The organism is Mesorhizobium sp. RCAM 06353 (assembly GCF_059683585.1).
Window position 1 is genome coordinate 6,054,501 of record NZ_CM185031.1, and the last position, 21,111, is coordinate 6,075,611.

Annotated in this window: 20 protein-coding genes, 2 pseudogenes and 1 riboswitch; of the genes and pseudogenes, 5 read left to right on the plus strand and 17 right to left on the minus strand. The window is 63.6% G+C overall.

Going from position 1 to position 21,111, the window contains the following annotated elements:
* Nucleotides 1-46: 46 nt before the first annotated feature.
* Complete coding sequence (locus AC56QX_RS29435) at nucleotides 47-724, plus strand: transglutaminase-like cysteine peptidase (RefSeq protein WP_497112020.1); 678 nt, start codon at nucleotides 47-49, stop codon at nucleotides 722-724.
* Nucleotides 725-956: 232 nt separating this feature from the next.
* Here AC56QX_RS29435 and AC56QX_RS29440 read toward each other — a convergent pair whose 3' ends face one another.
* The 4 genes from AC56QX_RS29440 to AC56QX_RS29455 form a co-directional block, all read right to left on the minus strand.
* Nucleotides 957-1,226, minus strand: a complete 270-nt coding sequence (locus AC56QX_RS29440; protein WP_497112021.1) for a PsiF family protein — start codon at nucleotides 1,224-1,226, stop codon at nucleotides 957-959.
* Nucleotides 1,227-1,371: 145 nt separating this feature from the next.
* Nucleotides 1,372-3,639, minus strand: a complete 2,268-nt coding sequence (locus AC56QX_RS29445; protein ID WP_497112023.1) for a caspase family protein — start codon at nucleotides 3,637-3,639, stop codon at nucleotides 1,372-1,374.
* A gap of 133 nt (nucleotides 3,640-3,772) precedes the next feature.
* Nucleotides 3,773-5,011 (minus strand): class I SAM-dependent RNA methyltransferase, encoded by a 1,239-nt coding sequence (locus AC56QX_RS29450; protein ID WP_497112024.1) that lies wholly within the window; start codon nucleotides 5,009-5,011, stop codon nucleotides 3,773-3,775.
* Nucleotides 5,008-5,772 (minus strand): TlyA family RNA methyltransferase, encoded by a 765-nt coding sequence (locus AC56QX_RS29455; RefSeq protein ID WP_497112025.1) that lies wholly within the window; start codon nucleotides 5,770-5,772, stop codon nucleotides 5,008-5,010. Before AC56QX_RS29455 ends, AC56QX_RS29450 begins: the two co-directional genes overlap by 4 nt.
* Nucleotides 5,773-5,934: 162 nt before the next feature.
* Between AC56QX_RS29455 and AC56QX_RS29460 the strand changes: the two genes are divergently transcribed.
* Nucleotides 5,935-6,336, plus strand: a complete 402-nt coding sequence (locus AC56QX_RS29460; RefSeq protein WP_497112026.1) for a GFA family protein — start codon at nucleotides 5,935-5,937, stop codon at nucleotides 6,334-6,336.
* Here the strand turns inward: AC56QX_RS29460 and AC56QX_RS29465 are convergent.
* The 6 genes from AC56QX_RS29465 to AC56QX_RS29490 all read right to left on the minus strand — a co-directional run bounded on the left by AC56QX_RS29465 (nucleotide 6,333) and on the right by AC56QX_RS29490 (nucleotide 11,383).
* Nucleotides 6,333-6,617 carry a hypothetical protein gene (locus AC56QX_RS29465; RefSeq protein WP_497112027.1) on the minus strand — a complete coding sequence of 95 codons (285 nt, stop codon included), beginning with the start codon at nucleotides 6,615-6,617 and terminating at the stop codon, nucleotides 6,333-6,335. The genes AC56QX_RS29460 and AC56QX_RS29465 overlap by 4 nt on opposite strands.
* A 148-nt stretch (nucleotides 6,618-6,765) precedes the next feature.
* Nucleotides 6,766-8,691, minus strand: a complete 1,926-nt coding sequence (gene dxs / locus AC56QX_RS29470; protein ID WP_497112028.1) for a 1-deoxy-D-xylulose-5-phosphate synthase — start codon at nucleotides 8,689-8,691, stop codon at nucleotides 6,766-6,768.
* 183 nt (nucleotides 8,692-8,874) lie between these two features.
* Nucleotides 8,875-9,795 (minus strand): pirin family protein, encoded by a 921-nt coding sequence (locus AC56QX_RS29475; RefSeq protein WP_497112030.1) that lies wholly within the window; start codon nucleotides 9,793-9,795, stop codon nucleotides 8,875-8,877.
* A 40-nt stretch (nucleotides 9,796-9,835) separates the two neighbouring features.
* Complete coding sequence (locus tag AC56QX_RS29480; protein ID WP_497112031.1) at nucleotides 9,836-10,102, minus strand: DUF2277 domain-containing protein; 267 nt, start codon at nucleotides 10,100-10,102, stop codon at nucleotides 9,836-9,838.
* 99 nt (nucleotides 10,103-10,201) lie between these two features.
* The gene (locus AC56QX_RS29485) at nucleotides 10,202-10,453 is read right to left on the minus strand and encodes an exodeoxyribonuclease VII small subunit (RefSeq protein ID WP_056565628.1); all 252 of its coding nucleotides are present in this window, start codon (nucleotides 10,451-10,453) and stop codon (nucleotides 10,202-10,204) included.
* A 3-nt stretch (nucleotides 10,454-10,456) separates the two neighbouring features.
* Entirely contained in the window at nucleotides 10,457-11,383 is a 927-nt protein-coding gene (locus AC56QX_RS29490; protein ID WP_497112033.1) for a histone deacetylase family protein, read from the minus strand.
* Nucleotides 11,384-11,504: 121 nt separating this feature from the next.
* Nucleotides 11,505-11,684, plus strand: a riboswitch (cobalamin riboswitch).
* A 120-nt stretch (nucleotides 11,685-11,804) separates the two neighbouring features.
* On the opposite strand from AC56QX_RS29490, the pseudogene bluB reads away from it, so the two are divergent.
* Nucleotides 11,805-12,314, plus strand: a pseudogene (gene bluB, locus AC56QX_RS29495) (5,6-dimethylbenzimidazole synthase); the annotation flags it as partial.
* Between the two features lie 164 nt (nucleotides 12,315-12,478).
* Here the strand turns inward: bluB and AC56QX_RS29500 are convergent.
* Together AC56QX_RS29500 and AC56QX_RS29505 are read right to left on the minus strand one after the other, a co-directional pair.
* Nucleotides 12,479-13,462 (minus strand): hypothetical protein, encoded by a 984-nt coding sequence (locus tag AC56QX_RS29500; RefSeq protein ID WP_497112035.1) that lies wholly within the window; start codon nucleotides 13,460-13,462, stop codon nucleotides 12,479-12,481.
* A 104-nt stretch (nucleotides 13,463-13,566) separates the two neighbouring features.
* Entirely contained in the window at nucleotides 13,567-14,166 is a 600-nt protein-coding gene (locus tag AC56QX_RS29505; protein WP_497112037.1) for a TetR/AcrR family transcriptional regulator, read from the minus strand.
* A gap of 118 nt (nucleotides 14,167-14,284) precedes the next feature.
* On the opposite strand from AC56QX_RS29505, the gene AC56QX_RS29510 reads away from it, so the two are divergent.
* Complete coding sequence (locus AC56QX_RS29510) at nucleotides 14,285-15,508, plus strand: MFS transporter (RefSeq protein ID WP_497112039.1); 1,224 nt, start codon at nucleotides 14,285-14,287, stop codon at nucleotides 15,506-15,508.
* Nucleotides 15,509-15,649: 141 nt separating this feature from the next.
* Here the strand turns inward: AC56QX_RS29510 and ribB are convergent, their stop codons facing one another.
* Entirely contained in the window at nucleotides 15,650-16,750 is a 1,101-nt protein-coding gene (gene ribB / locus AC56QX_RS29515) for a 3,4-dihydroxy-2-butanone-4-phosphate synthase (protein WP_497112040.1), read from the minus strand.
* A 109-nt stretch (nucleotides 16,751-16,859) separates the two neighbouring features.
* The gene (gene aroC / locus AC56QX_RS29520; RefSeq protein ID WP_497112042.1) at nucleotides 16,860-17,969 is read right to left on the minus strand and encodes a chorismate synthase; all 1,110 of its coding nucleotides are present in this window, start codon (nucleotides 17,967-17,969) and stop codon (nucleotides 16,860-16,862) included.
* A gap of 185 nt (nucleotides 17,970-18,154) precedes the next feature.
* On the opposite strand from aroC, the gene AC56QX_RS29525 reads away from it, so the two are divergent.
* Nucleotides 18,155-18,415: a DUF1344 domain-containing protein gene (locus tag AC56QX_RS29525; protein WP_027041441.1), complete on the plus strand. Its 261-nt coding sequence runs from the start codon at nucleotides 18,155-18,157 to the stop codon at nucleotides 18,413-18,415.
* Nucleotides 18,416-18,439: 24 nt separating this feature from the next.
* On the opposite strand, the gene AC56QX_RS29530 is transcribed toward AC56QX_RS29525, so the two are convergent.
* The 3 genes and pseudogenes from AC56QX_RS29530 to AC56QX_RS29540 all read right to left on the minus strand — a co-directional run bounded on the left by AC56QX_RS29530 (nucleotide 18,440) and on the right by AC56QX_RS29540 (nucleotide 20,937).
* A complete protein-coding gene (locus AC56QX_RS29530) occupies nucleotides 18,440-19,027 on the minus strand; it encodes a histidine phosphatase family protein (RefSeq protein ID WP_497112043.1) in 588 nt (195 codons plus the stop codon).
* Nucleotides 19,028-19,079: 52 nt separating this feature from the next.
* Nucleotides 19,080-19,901, minus strand: coding sequence for an enoyl-ACP reductase FabI (gene fabI, locus AC56QX_RS29535; protein WP_497112044.1), 822 nt, complete (start codon nucleotides 19,899-19,901; stop codon nucleotides 19,080-19,082).
* 105 nt (nucleotides 19,902-20,006) lie between these two features.
* Nucleotides 20,007-20,937, minus strand: a pseudogene (locus AC56QX_RS29540) (DnaJ C-terminal domain-containing protein).
* Nucleotides 20,938-21,111 lie beyond the last annotated feature (174 nt).

Here is a 21,111-nt window from a genome sequence, read left to right on the forward strand (position 1 = left end):
GCACGAACGCAGTACCAGTTTCCTCGTTGCGGTGGTGGTTTCGGCAATGCGGCATTCTTCCGTCCTGACTTCGTCTATCCTGCTTGGCTTCGTTTCGCTGATTGGTGCGACATCCCTGCAAGTCAGCCCGGCGGCGGCACAGTCGACCTTGTTCAAGCGAATATCGGCGCAACCATCCAAGGATGGGTCACTCTCCGCCGCGGTGGGCGGCTCCACCAGCGTCCCCTACGGTTGGGTCGATTTCTGCCATCGCCGACCAAAAGAGTGCAAGGTGCCGGCTCTGCCGGCCGCGAGCGTCAAGCTGACCGCGCAGAACCTGCGCACCCTCAAGCGGATCAATCAGAAGGCTAACAGCGCCATCAAACCCGTCAGCAATTTCGATCACTGGGGCACGATGGCGGACCACTGGGATTACCCGGTTGACGGCAAGGGCGACTGCAAGATCTACGCACTCTACAAGCGCAAGCTTCTTCAGGAGGCTGGATTCCCCCGGCAGGCGCTGCTGATGACCGTGGTGCACGACCTCGACAATGAAGGCCACACCATCCTGACGGTGAAAACCGACAAGGGCGATCTGGTCCTCGACAATCTGGTCAACGAAATCAGGCCGTGGAACGCGACCGGCTACTACTTCGTGAAACGCCAATCGCAGCAGAACCCGAATATCTGGGTGTCGATCAACAAGCGGGGTGGCACGCCGAAGGCCGTCAAGCTCGTCGACTGAGGAGCTTGTGTCAGGACCGCAGCGGTCCAGGCGCTGCGGACGTTCGGCGCGCTGCGGACGTTCGGCGAATTTTCAGCGGTCAGAACGGAAGGTCCCACGACCGTCTCATGCGCCCTTGATCGAGCGCAGGTGAAACCGGCTTCAGACGGAAACCCGGTTCATATTTTCCGGAAACCGCCGCCATCTCCCCGGCAGGGCAGGCTGGCAACAATCACCGTGGATAGACCTCTGATCAGGTGGCTTTGCCGCCGTTCTTCTTGCAGTCGGCCCGGAACTTCTCGCGTGCCTTTCCGTGCAACTTCTGGGCATCGGCAAGTGCCGAACATTGCTTTGAAATCGCGGTTTTCTGAGGCGTCGTGGCAGTCGCCGCCGCCTTCTTCATGGGGGCGGCTGTGGTGGTGGCCGGCGCCGTCGTGGTTGCTGCTGTCGTCGCTGCCGCGGCAGCTCCCGTCGCAACGAGCCCGGCCACGGCGATCGATGTCAGAACGCTTGCAATCCTCATTATTGTTACTCCCTTGAGCGCCCCACCCAACGTTGACTGGTATCAGTGAGCCAAAGCAGCGCGCAATCTTGGCCTTGGCCAACCACGAAGTTGTGATGGCATCGTGTGTCGCGCGGCACGGCCATGTTTCGCGGTCCGACAAACACTACTTCTTGCAGGCAGGTTCATTGGGGTGTCCGCAAGGCGGCTTCTTGCCAGCCTCCCGCTGCGGTTTTTGCTGTGCCGACGGCTGCCGACGCATCTGGGCGGCGTGGAATTCAGGCTTTTGCGGTTTCGAAAGCACCTGTGCCTGCTGCTTGACCTGACGGTGCGGATTGCCGCTCGAGACCTTGTCGCCCGCCGGTCCGCCATCGACCGGCGGCTTGTGGAACTTGGGGCCTTTGCCCTGTCCGTTGACGGCCCCATTCGTCGTAGCCGGGCCGCCCCCAGCTTGACCGTGAAGCTTCTTGAGTTTGCCGTTGGCCGCGATCTGGCCGTTGAGCGCTATGGGATTGTTGGTCTTCAGTTTCTGCTGGGCGTCCTGCCCGTTGCCAACGGGCGTGGCACCCCCGGCCGGGAGCTTGCGGAGCTTGCCGCCCTTGCCCTGTCCATTCGGAACCGGTGTCCCGCCATTGGCGGTCGCGGCAGCGTTCCCGGCTGCAACGCCCTGCTTGCGCTTCCCATAGCGGTCATCGGGCAGGTTCTGGCCATTGAGCACAGGCTTGCCGTTGACCAGCGGCAGCGTCTTGCCATCCGCGCCGGGCAGAGCGTGACCGGCTAGCCTGTCCGCCCGCGGCGCGACGCCGTTCTGCTGGCCCGTCCGGACCAGTTTCGACGGCAGGCCGCCCGGATTGACCTTGGCGAGCGTCGCTTCCTTCTTCTGCAGGAAAGCCGGCAGCGCCACCTTGGTCGCCAAAGCGGCCGCACCAAGGCCCACAGCACCCGCGGTCAGCTTCTGGCCGGTGGTGAGGCCACCCTGGTTCTCGTTGATCGTCGTGTTGTTGACGATGGTGGTGTTGTGGATGTTGTTGAAGATGACGTCGTTCGGCGGCGGGAAGATGTCATGCGGCGGGTTCACCCAGGCCGGCACCGGCACAAAGGCAGGCGTCGGCAGAAGGAAGATACCGACTGGCGGCGGTGGTGGTGGCAGCTCAATGAAGTCGCGCGGCCGCGGTTGCAGGAAGATCACCGCCACAGGCGGCGGCGGATCGAAGTCGAACTCGGGGTCGTCGAAATAAAGCACGGGCCGGTCGACATAGACGATCTCTTCCGGCGGTGGCGGCGGCACGTCATAGGCGTAGACGGCAAAACTCTGCGGCGGCTCCAGTGCGGCGTCGAAATGCTTGAGCCGGCGGCGGGCGTCCCAGGCATGCGGACCATGCGGGTAGCGATCGAGATAGGACCAGTACGCTTCGGGCGTGTCCCTGAGCCAGGTCTGGCGCCAGGTGATCGCCTCGCGCCGCGCCGCCTGAATGGCACGCACGCGCTTGGCCATCGGGTCGTGCGGATAGGCGACGATGAAATCCTCGTAGCCGCGCATCGTGTCGCGATCGAGAGCCGCGATATAGGCGTCATGCGCATCGAAGTCGCGGATCTCCTTGGTGCGGTTTGTCCGCACCTCGGCGGCCGAAACCTGCGGCGCCGGAGCATCCGGTCCACGGTCGAAGAAGACGAAGGGATCGCTGATCTTGGAGACGTTCCAGGGCACCTCCGCGCCCTGCGTCACCTCGTTGACGCGCAGCCGCGTGCGGTCGAAGACGTCGCCCAGTTGCAGCCCGCCGTCCCGGATCATTTCGGCGAGCGCCTGCGCATAGGCGCCGTACGGGCCCTTGCCTTCCGGCGCGACCGTGCCCGGGGCGGCGTTGAAAGCGATCAGCATGTTCGGATCGGGATCGACCAGTGCGAGGCCGCCGGCCAGCGGCTGGTTCGACCTGGCGAAGGAATTTGCCCGCGCCGCGTCGAGCACGACGATGTTGACCTTCGTCGGCAACGCGGCGAGCGGCTTGGTGAGATCGGAAACCCGTACCGCGGCCATCGGCACATCGGCGGCGTTGGATATCTGGGCATCGATGGGCGCGAAATAGTTCTCGCCCTCGAATTGCAGGCCCTGGCCGGCCAGATAGACGAATACCACCGCGTCGGGACCGGCTGCCGTCACCTTGGCGAGGAAATCGCGATAAGCGCCACGCAGAGATTCCTGGTCGACATCACGCGCGCCGACCACGTCGAACCCGGCCGCCTGCAATGTCTGGGCAATCAGGCCAGCGTCGTTGGCCGGAGTCGCCAGTGCGCCCGCCGGGTACGCAGCGTTGCCGATGACAAAGGCAAGGCGCTTTTGGCTTTGCGCCAGCGCTCCATCCGTCGACCCAAACGCGAAAATGGTGAGGGCAAGGAAGAAAGCGAGGAGTTTCGAGACCGTCCGCATTACGATCATCCGTCAGGTGAGAGTGCCGATGCTTCCGCCCCAGAGCCCAGACTAGCCGGCGCAAAAAGGCGGCTTTGCGGCGTCAATCCGGCCTCAAGCGGCCGGATTGCCCGGTCTCAACCAAACGTGATCATTGTCCGGCTCAGCCGCGCCTTTTTCTCGGCTTTTCCAGCAGGGCGACCGCCTCGACATGCGGCGACCACAGGAACTGGTCGATCGGCGTCACACTTTTCAGTTGATAGCCACCGTCGATGAGAATGCGCAGGTCGCGAGCCAGCGTCACCGGATTGCAGGACACCGCGGCAACGAAGGGAACATCCGATCGGGCGATCTGCTTCGACTGGTCCTCGGCGCCCGCGCGCGGCGGATCGAACACCAGGCCGTCAAAGGCGTTCAACTCCTTGAACGTCAGCGGCCGGCGGAACAGGTCGCGGCGTTCGCCCGTCACCCGCTTCAGGCCGGTCGCAAAGCGTGATCCCTTGTCCAGCGCCGAAAGTGCCGCCGCATCGCCTTCCACTGCATGGACTTCCGACTTCGCAGCCAACCGCAAGGCAAAGCTGCCGCAGCCGGCGAAAAGATCGGCGACCTTCTTGGCGCGCTTGAGATGGCCGCCGACGATCTCGGCCATGGTCTGTTCGGCGGCCTCGGTTGCCTGCAGGAAGGCGCCAGGCGGTAGCGCGACCGCAACGCTGCCGAACATGACCACGGGCTTCCTTGGCTCGATGACAATTTCGTCGTCGATGGACAGTCTGGCAAATCCCTGCGCAAGGACAAAATTGGACGCGATACGGCGCTGGTGTTCGCCGAGCTTGCCGGACTCATGCACCGCGACGTCGAGGCCGGAACCGGTCACGGTGACCGCCATCCGGAACGACTTGGTGGTGGCGCATATCAGGTCGGCGAGCGCCCTCAACCGGTCGAGTGCCGCGACGATCTCGGGCAGCGAGATCGGGCATTCCGATATGGAAATGATTTCTGGCGACAGATGGCGGTTGAAGCCGAGCAGCATACCCTTGTCGCTGCGCCGGGCGGCGAGCACGACACGGCGGCGCGTGTGCGGCGCGCAGGCGACCAGCGGATCGATGTCGCAATCGAAGCCCTTCAAGGCGTGCACCACCTTGTCGCGTTTCCACTGGCGATAGGCTTCGGCCTCGAAATGCTGGAGGGCGCAGCCGCCGCATTCGGTAAAATGGCGGCAGGCGGGTTCGATGCGCAGCGGCGAGGCTTCCAGCACCGCCATCAACGCGGCGCGATCCCTTTCGCGCGCGGCGGTGACGGTCTCGTCCGGCAGCGTGAAGGGAATGAACAGATCGCCGCTTTCAGTCTCGGCAATGCCGTCGCCCTGGGCGCCCAGCTTTTTGATGGTGAAGCGCGTACTCATCGATCCTTGATCCCACCGAGCAGGAATTCGCGATTGCCGTCGCCGCCTTCGATCGGCGACAGATGCAGGCCGAGCGAGCGCCAGCCGGGAACGGCATCAAGCCAATCCTGCAGCAGGCCGGCGACACGGGCGGCATCGAAGGGGTCTTTCAACAGACCGCCCTTGCCGATCGCCTCGCGACCCGCCTCGAATTGCGGCTTGACCAGAAAGATCGCGGCGGCACCGGGCTTCGCAATGGCGAGCGCCGGCGGCAACACCAGTTTCAGCGAGATGAAGCTGACGTCGGAAACGATGAAATCCGGAATACGGCCGGCAAGATCCTCGGCAGTGAGATCCCGTGCATTCAGCCCCTCGATGGCCGTCACGCGCGGGTCCTTGCGGACATCGGGATGCATCTGGCCATGACCGACGTCGATTGCCGTGACATGGGACGCGCCGCGTTCGAGCAGGACCTGGGTGAAGCCGCCGGTCGAGGCGCCGATGTCGAGCGCTTCGCGGCCGGTTGGGTCGAGGCTGAAATGGTCGAGCCCGCCAATCATCTTCAGCGCCGCGCGCGAGACATAGCCCTGCGCCGGATCATCGATGGCAACAAGGCATTGCGGCGAAACGTTCTGACCGGGCTTGCGGGCCATGACACCGTCAACCGTCACCGTGCCACGCTCGACCGCGTCACGGGCACGCGAGCGGCTGGCAAACAGGCCGCGCTGGACGAGCAGGTCGTCGAGCCGCTGGCGGGTGCTGGCTGGCAGAGGCAAGTTCATCGGCCTTCATGGCGAAAGCCGGCAGCGAAGGCAAGGACATTGGGCGCAACAAGGAAAGAGCGGCTAACGCATCGAGCCGCGTAGCGGCTTGCGTGCACCGTATCGGGTCCGGCAAAATGGTATCAAGCAGAGCCCTCTGTCGTCGAAACCCGGGGAGAAGAAATGCTGACGGGAACCTGCCACTGTGGTGCAACCCACTGGACCCTGGAGGGCGATCCTGGGCCGATCACAGCCTGCAACTGCACGCTCTGCCGGCGCTATGGCACGCTCTGGGCCTATGATTATGCCGACGAACGCATCCGTGTTGCGGGACCGACGGGCAGTTATACGCGCGCCGGAAAGAGCGATCCCTCGCTGGAAATCCTGTTCTGCCCGACCTGCGCGTGCGTGCTGGCCTGGCGCGGCTTGCGCGCCGGCGCGTCCGGTCGCACACGCATCGCCGTCAATGTACGGCTGGCGCCGCCGGAGGCCGTCGCCGATCTGCCGATCGACCATTTCGACGGTCTCGACACGTACGACGACCTGCCGCGCGATGGCCGTTGCGTGCGCGATATGTGGTTCTAGAAGATTGTTCGTGACGCCTGGCGCTCGACGGCAGGAGACAAGCCGTCGTGCCGATCCCCTGAAGCTTGCTCACGTGGAGGCTCAGCCGCGGACGCAGGCGCAGGATCGGGCAGAACCACAAGCTGCGGCACCTGCTTGTAGGAAAAGCCGCCCCTGATATCGCCCATCTTGCTGGCAACGATGCCCACCGCCGCTTTTTCGAGATTGCGGTCGTAACGCGTCTCGGCGGCGGATGCTGCGATGGTGGCTGAAAGCGCCACGCCACACAGAAGCGTTCTCATTGTTGTTGTCTCCCTGCCTGATCACGATCTAGCAGGGCGCCGTTGAAAAACGGCCAAGAGACACGGTAAGCAAAGCGCCAAACGGTAGCGTAAACAATGCGTTAAGAAATAAAGCCGGCAAACTGATTCAAGCGCTTGAGGTTTTGAGTCAGGCGCGCTGGGCGCGGGCCGTATGCCCGAGCGCGGTGAAAACGGTGCGCACTATGCCGGCGGCGTCGAGGCCGGCATCAGCGTACATCTTTTCCGGCTTGGCGTGGTCGGCGAAGATATCGGGCAGCACCAGCGGGCGCACCTTCAGGCCGCTTTCCAGCAGTCCTTCTTGGGCAAGGAACTGCAGCACGTGGCTGGCGAAGCCGCCGATGGCGCCCTCCTCCACCGTGACCAGAACCTCGTGCGAGCGGGCCAGCCGCCGGATCAGATCCTCGTCGAGCGGCTTGGCGAAGCGGGCATCGGCAACGGTGGTGGAAAGCCCGGCCGCGCCGAGCTCCTCGGCAGCCATCAGGCAATCCTGCAGGCGCGTGCCGAAGGACAGCAGCGCCACCTTTGTACCTTCCCTGACGATTCGGCCCTTGCCGATTTCGAGAACGGAGCCGCGTTCCGGCATGTCGACGCCGACGCCGTTGCCGCGCGGATAGCGGAAGGCGATCGGGCCGTCATCATAGCTTGCCGCGGTGCGCACCATGTGGCGCAGCTCCGCTTCGTCGGCGGCCGCCATCACGACAAAGCCCGGCAGGCTTGCCAGGAAGGTGGTGTCAAAAGCACCGCAATGGGTGGCGCCATCGGCGCCGACGAAACCGGCGCGATCGATCGGGAAACGCACCGGCAATTTCTGGATCGCGACGTCATGCACGACCTGGTCATAGGCGCGCTGCAGGAAGGTCGAATAGATCGCGGCGAACGGCTTGTAGCCTTCGGTGGCGAGACCGGCGGCGAAGGTCACCGCGTGCTGTTCGGCGATGCCGACATCGAAAGTCCGCGACGGGAACACTTCGCCGAACAGGTCAAGCCCGGTGCCGCTCGGCATGGCGGCGGTGACGGCGACGATGCGGTCGTCCTCGCGGGCCTCCTGGATCAGGCTCTCGGCGAACACTTTTGTATAAGCCGGTGCGTTGGCCGGCGCGTTGGCCGGCGCCTTGGCCTGCGCGCCGGTGATGACGTCGAACTTGTTGACGCCGTGATACTTGTCGGCGGCTTCCTCAGCCGGTGCGTAGCCCTTGCCCTTCTGGGTAACGACATGGATCAACACCGGGCCTTCGCCATTGTCGCGGACGTTTTTGAGCACCGGGATCAGATGCTCGAGATTGTGACCGTCGATCGGGCCGATGTGGTAGAAACCGAGCTCCTCGAACAAAGTGCCGCCGGTGACATAGCCGCGCGCATGCTCGACCGCCCGAGTGATGGCACGATCGGCACGCTTGCCGAGGTAGGATGTCAGTTTCTTGCCGAAGTCGCGCAGGCCGGCATAAGCCTTGCCTGAGGCGAGACGCGCCAGATAGGCGCTCATGGCGCCGGTCGGCGGTGCGATCGACATGTCGTTGTCGTTGAGGATGACTATCAGGCGGGCGTCGAGCGCGCCGGCATTGTTCATTGCCTCATAGGCCATGCCGGCCGACATGGCGCCGTCACCGATGACTGCAATGACATTGTTGCGGCCGCCGGCAAGGTCGCGGGCGGCCGCCATGCCGAGGCCGGCCGATATCGATGTCGAGGAGTGGGCGGCGCCAAAGGGATCGTATTCGCTCTCGGCGCGGCGGGTGAAGCCGGACAGACCGCCTTCCTGGCGCAGTGTGCGGATGCGGTCGCGGCGGCCGGTGAGGATCTTGTGCGGATAGGCCTGGTGGCCGACATCCCAGATCAGCCGGTCATCGGGGGTGTTGAAGACGTAGTGCAGCGCCACCGTCAGTTCGACCACGCCGAGACCGGCGCCGAGATGGCCGCCGGTGCGGGACACCGCGTCGACCAGTTCGAGGCGCAACTCGGAAGCCAGTTGCGGCAATTCGCTCTCGTCAAGCGCGCGCAAATCCGCCGGAATGCGGACCTTGTCGAGAAGCGGCGTATGCGGCGTTGCGTTCACGGGTGCTCAGGCTTTCTGTTCAACGGCGGGATAGGCCGCCGGCCGGCGAAAGTAAATGCGTGTCGGTGACGCGGGCCTGCTCCCAAAAGCACAGCGCGTCGAAACAGGCTATGCCCGCGCTTTCAAGTCCTTGTTTCGTCCATATCGTGGTCCCGAAACCGGGCCCCTTTTGGGCGATATTCATTAGTTTTCCGGCAGCGGGATGAACTCTTCCTCATCTCCAGGAACGATATCGAAGCGGCCCGTCTTCCATTCCTGCTTGGCTTGTTCGATGCGCTCCTTGGACGAGGAGACGAAATTCCACCAGATGTAGCGCTGCGAGCCGAGCGAGGCACCGCCGAACAGCATGAAATGCGCGCCGGTATCCGACGATACGACGATCTCGTCACCGGGCCGGAACACCAGCAGCCGCTCCGCCGGGAAAACATCGCCCGAAATCGAGACCTCGCCTTCCAGGGTGTAGATGGCGCGCTCTTCCGCATCGGCCGGGATTTTCACGCTGGCGCCCGGCGCCAGTCTGAGATCAGCATAGAGCGTCTCGGTATCCGCCCGCACCGGCGAGCGCAGCCCCTGGAAGTCACCAATGACGACACGGCCGCGGACGCCTTCGGCATCGATCTCGGGCAGCCGCAAGGCAGCCGTGTTCTCGAACACCGGCGCGACTTCCTCCTTGCCGTCCGGCAAGGCCAGCCATGTCTGCAGGCCGGAGATCGACATCGGCGCACCGCGCAGTTCCTCCGGCGTGCGCTCGGAGTGGACGATGCCGCGGCCGGCAGTCATCAAATTCACGTCGCCGGGTTGGATCACCATTTCGGTGCCCAGCGAATCGCGATGCCGGATCTTGCCGTCGAACAGATAGGTGACTGTCGACAGGCCGATATGCGGATGCGGACGGACATCCATCGCCTGGCCGCCGCGCAGGATCGCCGGGCCCATGCGATCGAAAAAGATGAAAGGCCCGACCAGCCGCCTTTTGGCGGTCGGCAAAGCGCGGCGCACCTGAAAACCGCCAATGTCCTTGGCGTTCGGGATGACCATCAATTCGATCTGGTCGCTGGCGAAGGCATCGCCGGCTTCAGGGTCTTTCCCCGGGAAGAAGCTCACGAGATCTCCTTGTCAGCGGTCAAGGACCGCATTGGACGCCTCAGGCAAAGCGGATCGCGGATTTTGCCCGCAGTTTCGCCGCCACCTCTTCGCGATTGCGCGGATGCTGGTGGGTTTCGAGCGAATCGAGCAGCTCGCGCGCCGATGCCGTGATGGCTTCGACCGCGTGGTCGAATGCGTGCTGGTTCTGCTTCGACGGCCGTGTCGTTCCGCTCAGCTTGCGGACAAACTGGAGTGCCGCGTCGCGGACTTCGTCATTGGTTGCCGGCGGATCAAAATTGAACAGGGTCTTGATGTTTCTGCACATCGCTTCCGTATCTCCTCTTGTCCTGGAGCCGTTTCAATCGGGACGAGCTTAATCCTCAACCATGATCGTGTCCAAAAGCCGGTAAGGCTGCTCCGTGCCTCAATCCGCGTCGAGCGGCTCCGTTCCGACCGGCTTGCCGTCGCGCGACAGCCTGATCTTCTCGACCTTGTCCTCGGCGGCCTTCAGCAGCCGGTCGCAATGCGCCTTCAGCGCCTCGCCGCGCTCATAGATGCGGATCGACTGGTCGAGCGGCACGTCGCCACGCTCCAGATCATCCACGATCTTCTCCAGCGCGTCGAGTGCCTGCTCGAAGCTCATTGCCTTGACGTCTTCGTTGGTCTCAGCAGCCATCATTCATCCTTTCATCAGTCGCCCGACATGAGCGGCGACCGAAAATGCCAATCCCTGCAGATCGTAGCCGCCCTCGAGCAGGCTGACGAGCCGGTTGCCGCTGTGGCGGGCCGCACGTTGCACCAACTGGCCGGTCGCCCAGTCGAAATCGTCCTCGGTCAGATTGATCTCTGCCAACGGATCGCGGTGGTGTGCGTCGAAGCCGGCCGAAATGATGATCAGATCGGGCGCGAAATTGTCGAGCGCCGGCAGGACGCGCGACAGGAAGGCATCGCGAAACACCTCGCTGCCGGTCTGCGGCGCCAAGGGCGCGTTGACGATGTTGCCGGCGCCAGTCTCGCTCTTCGCGCCAGTGCCAGGATAAAGCGGCATCTGGTGCGTCGAGCAATAGAGCACCGACGGATCGTCCCAGAAGATGTCCTGCGTGCCGTTGCCATGGTGCACGTCCCAATCGACGACCGCGACGCGCTCGACGCCATGCTTCTTCTGCGCATAGCGCGCGGCGATCGCCGCCGTGTTGAAGAAGCAGAAGCCCATTGCGGTGGCCTTCTCGGCATGGTGCCCGGGTGGGCGGGCGGCGACGAAGACGTTGTCGGCTCGGCCTAAAAAAACATCGTCGACGGCGGCGTTGGCGGCGCCGATCGCGGTGATCACTGCCTGCCAGCTCTTCGGGCTGGCGGTGGTGTCGGCATCGACGCGGGCAAGGCCCTCTTCGGGAATGGCGGCGCGGATGCGGGCGACGAAATCGGCGGGATGCGCGTAGAGGATGGTGGCCTCGTCGCCCTCCGGCGCCTTGACGCGATCAAGCGCGGCAAAGGCTTCGTCGTCGAGGACGCGCTCGATGGCGCGCAAGCGGTCCGGCCGCTCGGGGTGACCGGGCGGTGTGATGTGCTCAAGAAAGATCGGGTGGGTGTAAAGACGGGTTGTCATGCTCCCTATCTAGTGCCCCGGCGCCGCGATGGCCATGCGTAGCGGCTCGATCGCTGGGGAAAATCACACCTGCGTCCATTGGCGTCGCTGCGGGGATTGGCGCCGCAGGAGCTTCGGCGTAAGGTCGCGGCCACTGCCTGGTGCCCGCCGCAAGCGGGAGAATCGGGAACACGGTTGAACTCCGTGGCGTGCCCAACGCTGTGAGGGGGACCGCGCCGGTAAATGCCACTGTCTATGACGGGAAGGCACCGGACGCGGGTTGATCCCGAGCCAGAAGACCGGCCTGGCAGGCATCGTCATCCGCATGGTCAGGCGGAGGACATGGACTGAAATCGCAAGGGGACGAGCGATGCCGGAAACTGTAACCGCTTCTATGAACGACGGATTCGACCGGAGGGCGCGCGACGCAGTCTACCGCGCCATGTTCACGCGGCGCGACGTCCGCAGCCATTTCCTCCCCACCGCACTCGATGATGAGGTGCTGGCGCGCTTGCTGCTCGCTGCCCATCACGCGCCGTCTGTCGGCTTCATGCAGCCGTGGAATTTCATCGTCATCCGCGATGCCGCGAGACGGGAGAAGGTGCGCGACCTGTTCCTCGCCGCGCGAGAACAGGAATTGCCGGCGATCGAGGCCGAAAGACAGGCGCTCTACCGCAAGCTCAAGCTGGAAGGCATCTGCGAAAGCGCGCTCAACATCTGCATCACTTGCGACCGCCAGCGCTCGCAAGGTTCGCCACTCGGACGCTGGCACAATCCGGAGATGGATCTCTACAGCACGGTTTGCGCGGTGCAGAATTTCTGGCTGGCGGCGCGGGCCGAAGGCGTCGGCGTCGGCTGGGTCAGCATCATCGAGCCGCAAGCGTTGAAATGCCTGCTCTCCATTCCCGACCATGTAACGCCTATCGCCTATCTCTGCGTCGGCCGTGTTTCCGAGTTCGCACCGAAACCGGACCTTGAAACGCATGGCTGGGGCCGGCGGCTGCCGCTGCCCGAACTGATCATGAGCGAAACATTTTGCGGGCAAGGCGAGGCGCGGCTCAAGTCAGCGGTGGCGGACCTCAACATCGCTGTCATTGCGCCGGCGCAGCCCGCCGATCAGCGCGTCGCGCCGGCCGTGCCCCAGCGCGAGCCGCCGAACGAGGCCAGCGCCTTGTCCTTCAACTCCCTGAACTTCGACGACCCCTCGGCCAGCCGGGCATCCCAGGCCGGATCGGGCACCTGGCCGGCGATGGTCTTGAAATAGACCTGCATCAGGCAGGCGATGGCGAAGGGTTCTATGAAGGCCGCCTTGAAGGCCCAGGCGAAGACGATGGCGAGCACGAAGGCCCAGCCGGCCAGTTGTCCCGGCATCATGAACAGAATGGCGGCGGCCGGGGCCAGCATCAGCAGGAAAATGACGAACGACACGCCCCACATGATGACCGCCAACCAGATGGCGTTCTTTACCATGGTCTTGCCGTTCTGGGCGTAGAGCACGACGCCTTGCCGCGCGGTCTCGAAGGGCGAGGACGAATTGATGCGGATGTTGTAGCCGAGGATGATCTCGTCAACATAGGTCAGCGACAGGCGGATCACCGTGTTGATGAAAGAGACCAGCCCGCTCAGGCCTGGAATGGGCAGGAAAGCGGCGATGCCGCCAAGCAGGCCGGTGATGGCGCGGATGGCGCCCTTGACCAGCTGGTCGACGACGAAAAGGATGTTGGCCTCGGCGAAACGCTCGGTGACGACCTGCTTCGCATAGGCGATCTGGTTCTGGCCGTCGGGAACATCCCGGCCATCGATCAGATGGACCATGACGGCGATGTGGCCGGCCTTGACGACGTAGAGGATGTATTCGCGGATCCAGTAGACGGCGATCGAGACGACGCCGAAACCGACCACGCCACCCCACAGGGCAAAGGACATTGGCCCGTCGGGATCGGTGGAGATATGGCCGACGCCATAGCCGACCGAGGCGCCGGTGCCGGTCGCCATGATGTAGGCCAGCGTGATGCCGAAATAGACGATCATACGAAAGACAATGAAGGGCCAGGTCCTGATCATGATGGACACCGACCGGCCGATCTCGAAATCCCACATGCTCCGAATCTCCCCTCAGAGATGGCTGCGGAGGATGCGCTCTGCCTGAAGATTGTCAATCGGGGGCGGTGGCCAGCGAGGCGCCAAACGGGGATTTGGGTCTGTTATGAACCTGGTTTTCTGAGGAGGCCTTCAAGCAGCTGCTTGAACGCCGCCACCACCATCTTCGATGTCGCTTCGGGATCGTTCGAATTGGCAATCCGCTGCGCCGCCTGGCTGCTGGCGCCGTTGATCAGCCGTGCGGCGGTCTCGGGGTCGACGCTCGGGACGACCACCCCCTCCCCCTGCAGCGCGGTCAGATGATCGGTCATTGAACCGACGCAGGCATTGGCATTCGACCATTGTGCCGGATCGCCCAGCACGGCTGGACCATCCCGGAACATGATGCGCTGGATTTCCGGCTCCAGCGCCATCTCGATATAGGTCGTGCATTCGTCGACGAAGTGTTGCCAGCGGGTCGGCGCTTTCGAGGCGACCTCATTCACCCGAGCCGCCATCTCGCCGTCGATTTCGGCGATAACGGCTTCCAGCAGTCCCTTCTTGTCACCAAAATGATGATAGAGCGCGCCGCGCGTCAGCCCGGCCGAGGCAGTGAAATCATCCATCGACGCTTCGGCGTAGCCTGTCGTGCCGAAAGCCTGGCGTGCCGCGGCGATCAGCTTGGCGCGTGTCTCGGCAATCATCTCCTTGCGGGGTTTGTGCATTGCGTCTGGCCCTATCCACATACGCTCCGTATGCCAATTGACATACGTTGCGTATGGTCTATCTAATCTTCATACGCTTCGTATGTAATTGTCAGATCGCCCTTTGTCGAGGAACGCCATGCGAAACCCCTATGCTGAAATCTTTCGTGCTCCGGGAGCCAAGGGCTTCGCGGCCGCCGGCTTCATCGCGCGCCTGCCGATCGCCATGGCGCCGATCGGCATTGTGGCCATGCTGTCGCAGACGCGCGGCGAATACTGGCTGGCGGGCGCAGTCTCGGCGACATTCGCTCTCGGCAACGCATTCGTTTCGCCGCAGACTTCGAGGCTGGTGGATCGCCTTGGGCAGACGCGGGTTGCGGTCCCCACCACCCTCATCACATTTATCGCCTTTGCGGTGCTGATTGCCGCAGCCAATCACAACTGGCCGGTATGGACGCTGTTCGTGTCGGCGCTGGCGGCAGCCGCCATGCCCAGCATGCCGGCAATGGTTCGCGCGCGCTGGACCGAGCTTTTTCGCGGACGTCCGCAAATGAACACTGCATTCGCCTTCGAGTCGGTCGCGGACGAACTGGTCTATATTCTCGGCGCATCGCTTTCGGTAGGGCTTAGCGCCGCGCTGTTTCCGGAAGCCGGTGTCCTGGCAAGCACGCTGTTTCTTGCCATCGGCTGGGCCGCGTTCATCCTGCAGCGTTCAACCGAACCACAGGTGCGGCCGGTTGGTCATGGCTCCAGCGGCTCGGCAATCCGTCTGCGGCCGGTGCAGATCATCACCTTCGCCATAATTTTCGTTGGCGCGACCTTCGCGACGACGGAGGTCAGCACGATAGCGCTCACCAAGGAGCTCGGCCAGCCCGGTGCCGCCAGCCTCGTCATCGGCGTCTATGCAGTGGGATCGTTCGTGCTCGGCATCGTGGTCGGCGCGCTCAACCTGACGGCGCCACTACAGCGGCAACTCGCCATTGCAGTCGCCGTCCTGGCGCTCAGCACATTGCTGCCGCTCACGGCTGGCTCAGTGCCGCTGCTGGCCCTGACCGTGTTCCTTAGCGGCGTGGCGATCTCGCCGACCTTCATCACCGCGTTCGGCCTGATCGAACGGCATGTGCCGGAAGCGATGCTGACCGAGGGCATCACCTGGGTGACAACAGGGATCGGCATCGGCATGGCGCTGGGCGCGTTCGTCGCCGGCGCGGTGGTGGATGCGTTCGGCGCCCAGAGCGGGTTCTGGGTCTCCGTTGCATCAGGCACGATTGCGCTGGCCACAGTGCTGCTCGGCCAACGCAGCCTGGCCACCCACAGGTGCGAGCTGGATGGATGCGAAGCCGCCGCGGTTCCCGCCGAGTGACGGCCAGGATATGTTGAGATTCAGGTCAGGCCGCGCCGAAAATGATGGATTTCGAGAACCGGAGCGCAGCGGACTCCGTGAGCACCGGAAGCGCAGAAAGCCGTCATTTGCAGGCCGGCCTCACCTGAATATCGACATATCCTAGAGGATCTCGGTCTTGGCGATGTGGATGCCAAAGCCTTCGAGGCCGACATAATGGCGCTCGCGTGAGGCAATCAGGTTGATCGAGGAAATGCCGAGATCCTTCAGGATCTGAGCGCCGAGGCCGATCTCGCGCCATTCGTTCTCGCGCCGGCGGGCCTCTTCATGATCCTCGCGGTCGCCACTCAGCGGGCGCTTTCGCTCCTGGTGGGCGACGCCGACCGAACCCTCTCTGAGATAGACGATGACGCCGCGCTTGCGCTCGCCCATCGCTTTCATGATGCCGTCGAGCCGGTGGCTGGTGCCGAAGACGTCGGTCACCACATCCTCGGAATGCAGGCGCACCGGCACCTCCTCGCCGTCGCGGATGTCGCCGAAGACGACGGCGACGTGATGCATCGTGTCCCAGGGCAGCGTGTAGGTGAAGACCTGCGCCTTGCCGCCGAGCGTGTCGATATCGGAGCAGGCGACGCGCTCGACCAGCGTTTCCTTGCGCTGGCGGTAGGCGATGAGATCGGCGACCGAAACCTGCTTGAGACCATGCTCCTCGGCGAAGGCCTGCACCTGCGGGCCCCGCTTGACGGTGCCATCATCGTTGACCAGTTCGGAAATGACGCCGATCAGCGGCAGGCCGGCGAGCTTGCACAAATCGACCGCCGCTTCGGTATGGCCCGAACGCATCAGCACGCCACCTTCGCGCGCGATCAGCGGAAAGATGTGGCCCGGGCGGACGAAATCGGAGGCACCGACATTGCCATTGGCGAGGTTGCGCACGGTGAGCGTGCGGTCGTCGGCCGAAATGCCTGTCGTCGTGCCATGCTTGAAATCGACGCTGACGGTGAAGGCGGTGGTGTGGGCGGAATCATTATCGGCAACCATCGGCTGCAGGTTGAGCCGCTTGGCTTCCTCGCGCGGCATCGGCGTACAGACGATGCCCGAGGTGTTGCGCACGATGAAGGCCATCTTCTCCGGCGTGCAGTGAACAGCAGCGACGATCAGGTCGCCCTCATTCTCTCGCCCGTCATCGTCCATGACGACGACGATCTCGCCGCGTTCGAAGGCCCGGATGGCTTCGACAATCTTCTTCTGATCGTAAGGCATGGACGCTCGCTTTGCTCGCAGGGCAGTAGGGGAATAGGGCAGTAAGGCAGCAGGGGAAAGCAAAAATTTGGCTGTCTGAGCGTTGGGCGTAGCATACTGCCCTACTGCCCTACTGCCCTACTGCCTTCCCCGTCTGTCCCCGATGGCGCAGATAATGATCGGCGATGGCGCAAGCAACCATCGCTTCGCCGATCGGAACGGCGCGGATGCCGACGCAGGGGTCATGCCGGCCCTTGGTCATCACCTCGACGTCGTTGCCGTCCTTGTCGATCGATTTGCGCGGCGTCAGGATCGACGAGGTCGGCTTGACGGCGAAGCGCGCAATGATCGCCTGGCCGGTCGAGATGCCGCCGAGGATGCCGCCGGCATTGTTGGACAGGAACACCGGCTTGCCGTCATTGCCGATGCGCATCTCGTCGGCATTCCGTTCGCCGGTGATGCGCGCGGCCTCGAAACCATTGCCGATCTCGACGCCCTTAACGGCGTTGATCGACATCAGGCCCGATGCGATGTCCTGGTCGAGCTTGGCATAGATCGGCGCACCGAGCCCTGGCGGAACGCCGTCGGCAACGATCTCGATCACCGCGCCGACCGAGGAACCGGCCTTGCGGATGCCGTCGAGATAGCTCGTGAAGACGGGAACGGAAGCGGGATCTGGGGTGAAGAACGGGTTCTCGGCGTCGCCGATGAAATTCCAGTTCCAGTTGGCGCGGTCAATCGATTTCTCGCCCATCGAGACCAGCGCGCCGCGCACCACCATGCCCGGCACCACCTTGCGCGCCAAGGCACCGGCCGCCACCCGCGCCGCCGTCTCACGGGCCGAGGAGCGGCCACCGCCGCGATAGTCGCGTATGCCGTATTTGACGTCATAGGTGTAGTCGGCATGGCCCGGCCGGTACTGGCGGGCGATCTCGCCATAGTCCTTCGAACGCTGGTCGACATTTTCGATCAGCATCGAGACCGGCGTGCCGGTGGTGATCATCGTCTCGCCGTCCTCGTCGAGCACGAAGCCCGACAGCACCTTCACCTCGTCCGGCTCGCGGCGCTGGGTGACGAACCGCGACTGGCCCGGCCGGCGCTTGTCCAGTTCGGCCTGGATCTCGTCACGCGTAAAGCGGATGCCGGGGGGGCAGCCGTCGACCACGCAGCCAAGCGCTGCGCCATGGCTTTCGCCCCAGGTGGTGACACGGAAAAGATGGCCGAACGTGTTGTGAGACATGGAAAAGTGCCCTGCCCGGCAGCGGAGCCGGTTGAAGCCTGCCTTCTATTGGCGTTTTTTGCGGTGGTCAAACTGTCATCCCCGCCGTTTAAGTTTTGACACATTCGGCTGGTTTCTGCTTTCTTCCATTCGCCGTTGAGGATCCGCCGCCACCCAAGCCGGCGCAATGACCAAAGAGGACGATGATGCGTACCCTGATTGGCGCTGTTGCCGCCACACTGCTGCTTTCCACCGCTGCATTCGCCGGCCAGACCGAAGGCCTGATCAAGAAGGTCGACAAGGACGCGCTGACCCTGACGCTGGACGACGGCAAATCCTACAAGCTGAATGCCGAAACCGACCTCGACGCGCTGAAGCCAGGCATGGACATCGTCATCGCTTACGACGTGACCAATGGCGAGAACGTCATCACCGATATGCAGTTGCCGGACGGCGACACAAACTAGAGAATATGCCGCAGCCCAAGCGGGCTAAAGCCACTCCAGGCTCTTGCCTTCAAGTTTAAGCACGCGATCCTGCGGTATCCCCAGGTTCGCGGCCTCGTCTTCGGCCATATCAAGTACGAAGCGGAACAGCGTGCGCATGACGCCGCCATGTGTCACACAGACCGTCCTGCGGTCCATCCCGTCGAAACAGGGCTTCACCCGTTCGAGCAACATCTGGTAGCTCTCCGCCCCGTCGCCGGGCGGCTGGAAGTTCCATTTGTCGAGTGCACGGGACCGGCTTGCTCCGGGTGACTGCGTCTCGAGTTCGGCAAAGGTAAAACTCTGCCAGTCGCCGAAATTGACTTCAATGAGGCGTGCATCGGTTCGATAGGCGAGCGGATCGAGCGTCATCGCGGCGCGGATTCGCTCCATCGTTTCGCGCGTCCGCCGCATCGGGCTGGCGACGAAATCGAAGTCCCCGGGATCGCCGACGAGTTCGGCCAGCCGATGCCCGTTGCCGGTCGCTTGCTCGCGGCCGAGGGCATTGAGATCGGTATCGGCCTGCCCCTGCAGCCGGAACTCGGCGTTCCACGCGGTCTGGCCGTGGCGCACGATATAAACCAGCGGGTACATCAGGTCTTCCGGAGATCGGGCCAGGGCCTGGGCGGAGGATAGGCGGAGGGAATTAGTCCTTGACCGTCGAAATATCAGGCGCGTCGACCGCCTTCATGCCGACCACATGGTAGCCGGAATCGACATGATGCACTTCGCCGGTGACGCCACGCGACAGGTCGGACAGGAAATAGACGCCGGAATCGCCGACCTCTTCCTGGGTGACCGTCCGCTTCAGCGGCGAATTGTATTCGTTCCACTTCAGGATGTAGCGGAAGTCGCCGATGCCGGATGCGGCAAGCGTCTTGATCGGGCCAGCGGAGATCGCGTTGACGCGGATCTTCTTGGCGCCGAGATCGACGGCGAGGTAACGCACGCTGGCCTCAAGCGCGGCCTTGGCGACACCCATGACGTTGTAATGCGGCATCACCTTCTCGGCGCCGTAATAGGTCAGCGTCAGAAGCGAACCGCCATCGGTCATCAGTGCCTCGGCGCGCTTGGCAATGGTGGTGAAGGAATAGACCGAAATGTCCATGGTGCGCAGGAAGTTGTCGCGCGTCGTCTCGACGTAGCGGCCGGTCAGCTCGTCCTTGTCAGAGAAGGCGATGGCATGGACGAGGAAGTCGAGCTTGCCATCCCAATGCCTGGCGACATTGGCGAAAACCTCATCGAGGCTCGCCGGATCGGTGACGTCGCAATGCCCGGCGACAAAGGCGCCCAGTTCCGCCGCCAACGGCTCGACGCGCTTCTTGAACGCCTCGCCCTGATAGGTCAGCGCAATCTCGGCTCCATGATCCACACAGGCCTTTGCGATGCCATAGGCAATCGACCTGTTGTTCGCGACGCCAAGAATAAGGCCGCGCTTGCCGGCCATCAGGCCCTGTCCACCCGCCATGTGAGCGCTCTCCGCAAGGTTTCTGCTTTGTGGAGTGCCTATCGCACAGGCACACAGCCCCTTCAAGCGCTCAAACCGGACAGTTCGGGGGACAAAAGCGCTGGATCAGCCTTTTTGGCCGCGCAGCAGGGCCTCGAGTGCAGAATCCCCGCCCTCCGGCAGCATGATGCGCACATGGGCGTAGAGATCGCCATGGCCGCCGGCTTTCTCCGGCAAGCCCCTGCCCTTGAGCCGCAGGACCTTGTCCGAGCTCGACCAGGCGGGAACATTGACCGCGAGCCTGCCGGTTGGCGTCTCGACCGGCACCTTGGCGCCTAGCACCGCATCCGCCAGCGACACCGGCAGATCGGCATGCAGGTCGCGGCCTTCGATGCGGTAGCGCGGATGCCGGCGGATATGGATCTTGACCAGTGCGTCGCCGGGTTGGCCCGGCCCCTGCTCGCCCTGCCCCTTCAGCCGGATGGTCTGGCCATCCTCAACAAAAGCCGGCAGTTTGACCGCCACCTTGCGGCCATCGGGGAACATCGCCGTCACCTTTTCGGCGGTCGCTGCTTCCTCGATGGTGACGTCGAGCGTGACGTTGAGATCGGCAGCCGTCGCCGGCTGGCGGCGGTCGCCAGCGCCAGCGCCGCGCGCGCCGGAAAAGGCGTCACCAAAAATCTGGCTGAAAATATCGCTGTTGCCGTCGAACGGATCACCGCCCGGACGCCCCAGACCGGAATTCGAATCGCGAACCACCGGCCCCTTGCTGGCGGCGAAACCCGCCGAAGGGATCGCCGCCACCGGCGGCGCCTTCAAATCCCTGGAAGCGCGGCTTGCCGTCGGCGTCGATCTCGCCGCGATCGAAGGCGGCACGGTTCTTCTCGTCGCCAACGATCTCATAGGCCTGGTTGGCCTGGGCAAAACGGTCCTTTGCCTTGGGATCATCCGGATTCTGGTCCGGATGATGTTTCTTGGCGAGTTTCCGATACGCCGATTTTATGTCCTTGGCCGATGCGTTCTTTGCAACGCCCAGGACCTCATACGGGTCGCGCATGCTTCCTGCCCTGGAAATGAGTTGAGTCCATACTTGCCCCCTATATGCGCTCGCATAGGAAGAAATTCCAGTAGCGGGTCACCATATCGGAAGCGGAAAATCAGAGCCTGATCCGAAAGTCGCCGGCTGAGGATCGGCGAGACCCGCCGAGCCGACCCGATCGACTTTCGAGTC

Coding starts and splice junctions, on each gene's coding strand:
- AC56QX_RS29435 (WP_497112020.1), top strand. CDS start 47: ATGCGGCATTCTTCCGTCCTGACTTCGTCTATCCTGCTTGGCTTCGTT.
- AC56QX_RS29440 (WP_497112021.1), bottom strand. CDS start 1,226: ATGAGGATTGCAAGCGTTCTGACATCGATCGCCGTGGCCGGGCTCGTT.
- AC56QX_RS29445 (WP_497112023.1), bottom strand. CDS start 3,639: ATGATCGTAATGCGGACGGTCTCGAAACTCCTCGCTTTCTTCCTTGCC.
- AC56QX_RS29450 (WP_497112024.1), bottom strand. CDS start 5,011: ATGAGTACGCGCTTCACCATCAAAAAGCTGGGCGCCCAGGGCGACGGC.
- AC56QX_RS29455 (WP_497112025.1), bottom strand. CDS start 5,772: ATGAACTTGCCTCTGCCAGCCAGCACCCGCCAGCGGCTCGACGACCTG.
- AC56QX_RS29460 (WP_497112026.1), top strand. CDS start 5,935: ATGCTGACGGGAACCTGCCACTGTGGTGCAACCCACTGGACCCTGGAG.
- AC56QX_RS29465 (WP_497112027.1), bottom strand. CDS start 6,617: ATGAGAACGCTTCTGTGTGGCGTGGCGCTTTCAGCCACCATCGCAGCA.
- AC56QX_RS29480 (WP_497112031.1), bottom strand. CDS start 10,102: ATGTGCAGAAACATCAAGACCCTGTTCAATTTTGATCCGCCGGCAACC.
- AC56QX_RS29485 (WP_056565628.1), bottom strand. CDS start 10,453: ATGGCTGCTGAGACCAACGAAGACGTCAAGGCAATGAGCTTCGAGCAG.
- AC56QX_RS29490 (WP_497112033.1), bottom strand. CDS start 11,383: ATGACAACCCGTCTTTACACCCACCCGATCTTTCTTGAGCACATCACA.
- AC56QX_RS29500 (WP_497112035.1), bottom strand. CDS start 13,462: ATGTGGGATTTCGAGATCGGCCGGTCGGTGTCCATCATGATCAGGACC.
- AC56QX_RS29505 (WP_497112037.1), bottom strand. CDS start 14,166: ATGCACAAACCCCGCAAGGAGATGATTGCCGAGACACGCGCCAAGCTG.
- AC56QX_RS29510 (WP_497112039.1), top strand. CDS start 14,285: ATGCGAAACCCCTATGCTGAAATCTTTCGTGCTCCGGGAGCCAAGGGC.
- ribB (WP_497112040.1), bottom strand. CDS start 16,750: ATGCCTTACGATCAGAAGAAGATTGTCGAAGCCATCCGGGCCTTCGAA.
- aroC (WP_497112042.1), bottom strand. CDS start 17,969: ATGTCTCACAACACGTTCGGCCATCTTTTCCGTGTCACCACCTGGGGC.
- AC56QX_RS29525 (WP_027041441.1), top strand. CDS start 18,155: ATGCGTACCCTGATTGGCGCTGTTGCCGCCACACTGCTGCTTTCCACC.
- AC56QX_RS29530 (WP_497112043.1), bottom strand. CDS start 19,027: ATGTACCCGCTGGTTTATATCGTGCGCCACGGCCAGACCGCGTGGAAC.
- fabI (WP_497112044.1), bottom strand. CDS start 19,901: ATGGCGGGTGGACAGGGCCTGATGGCCGGCAAGCGCGGCCTTATTCTT.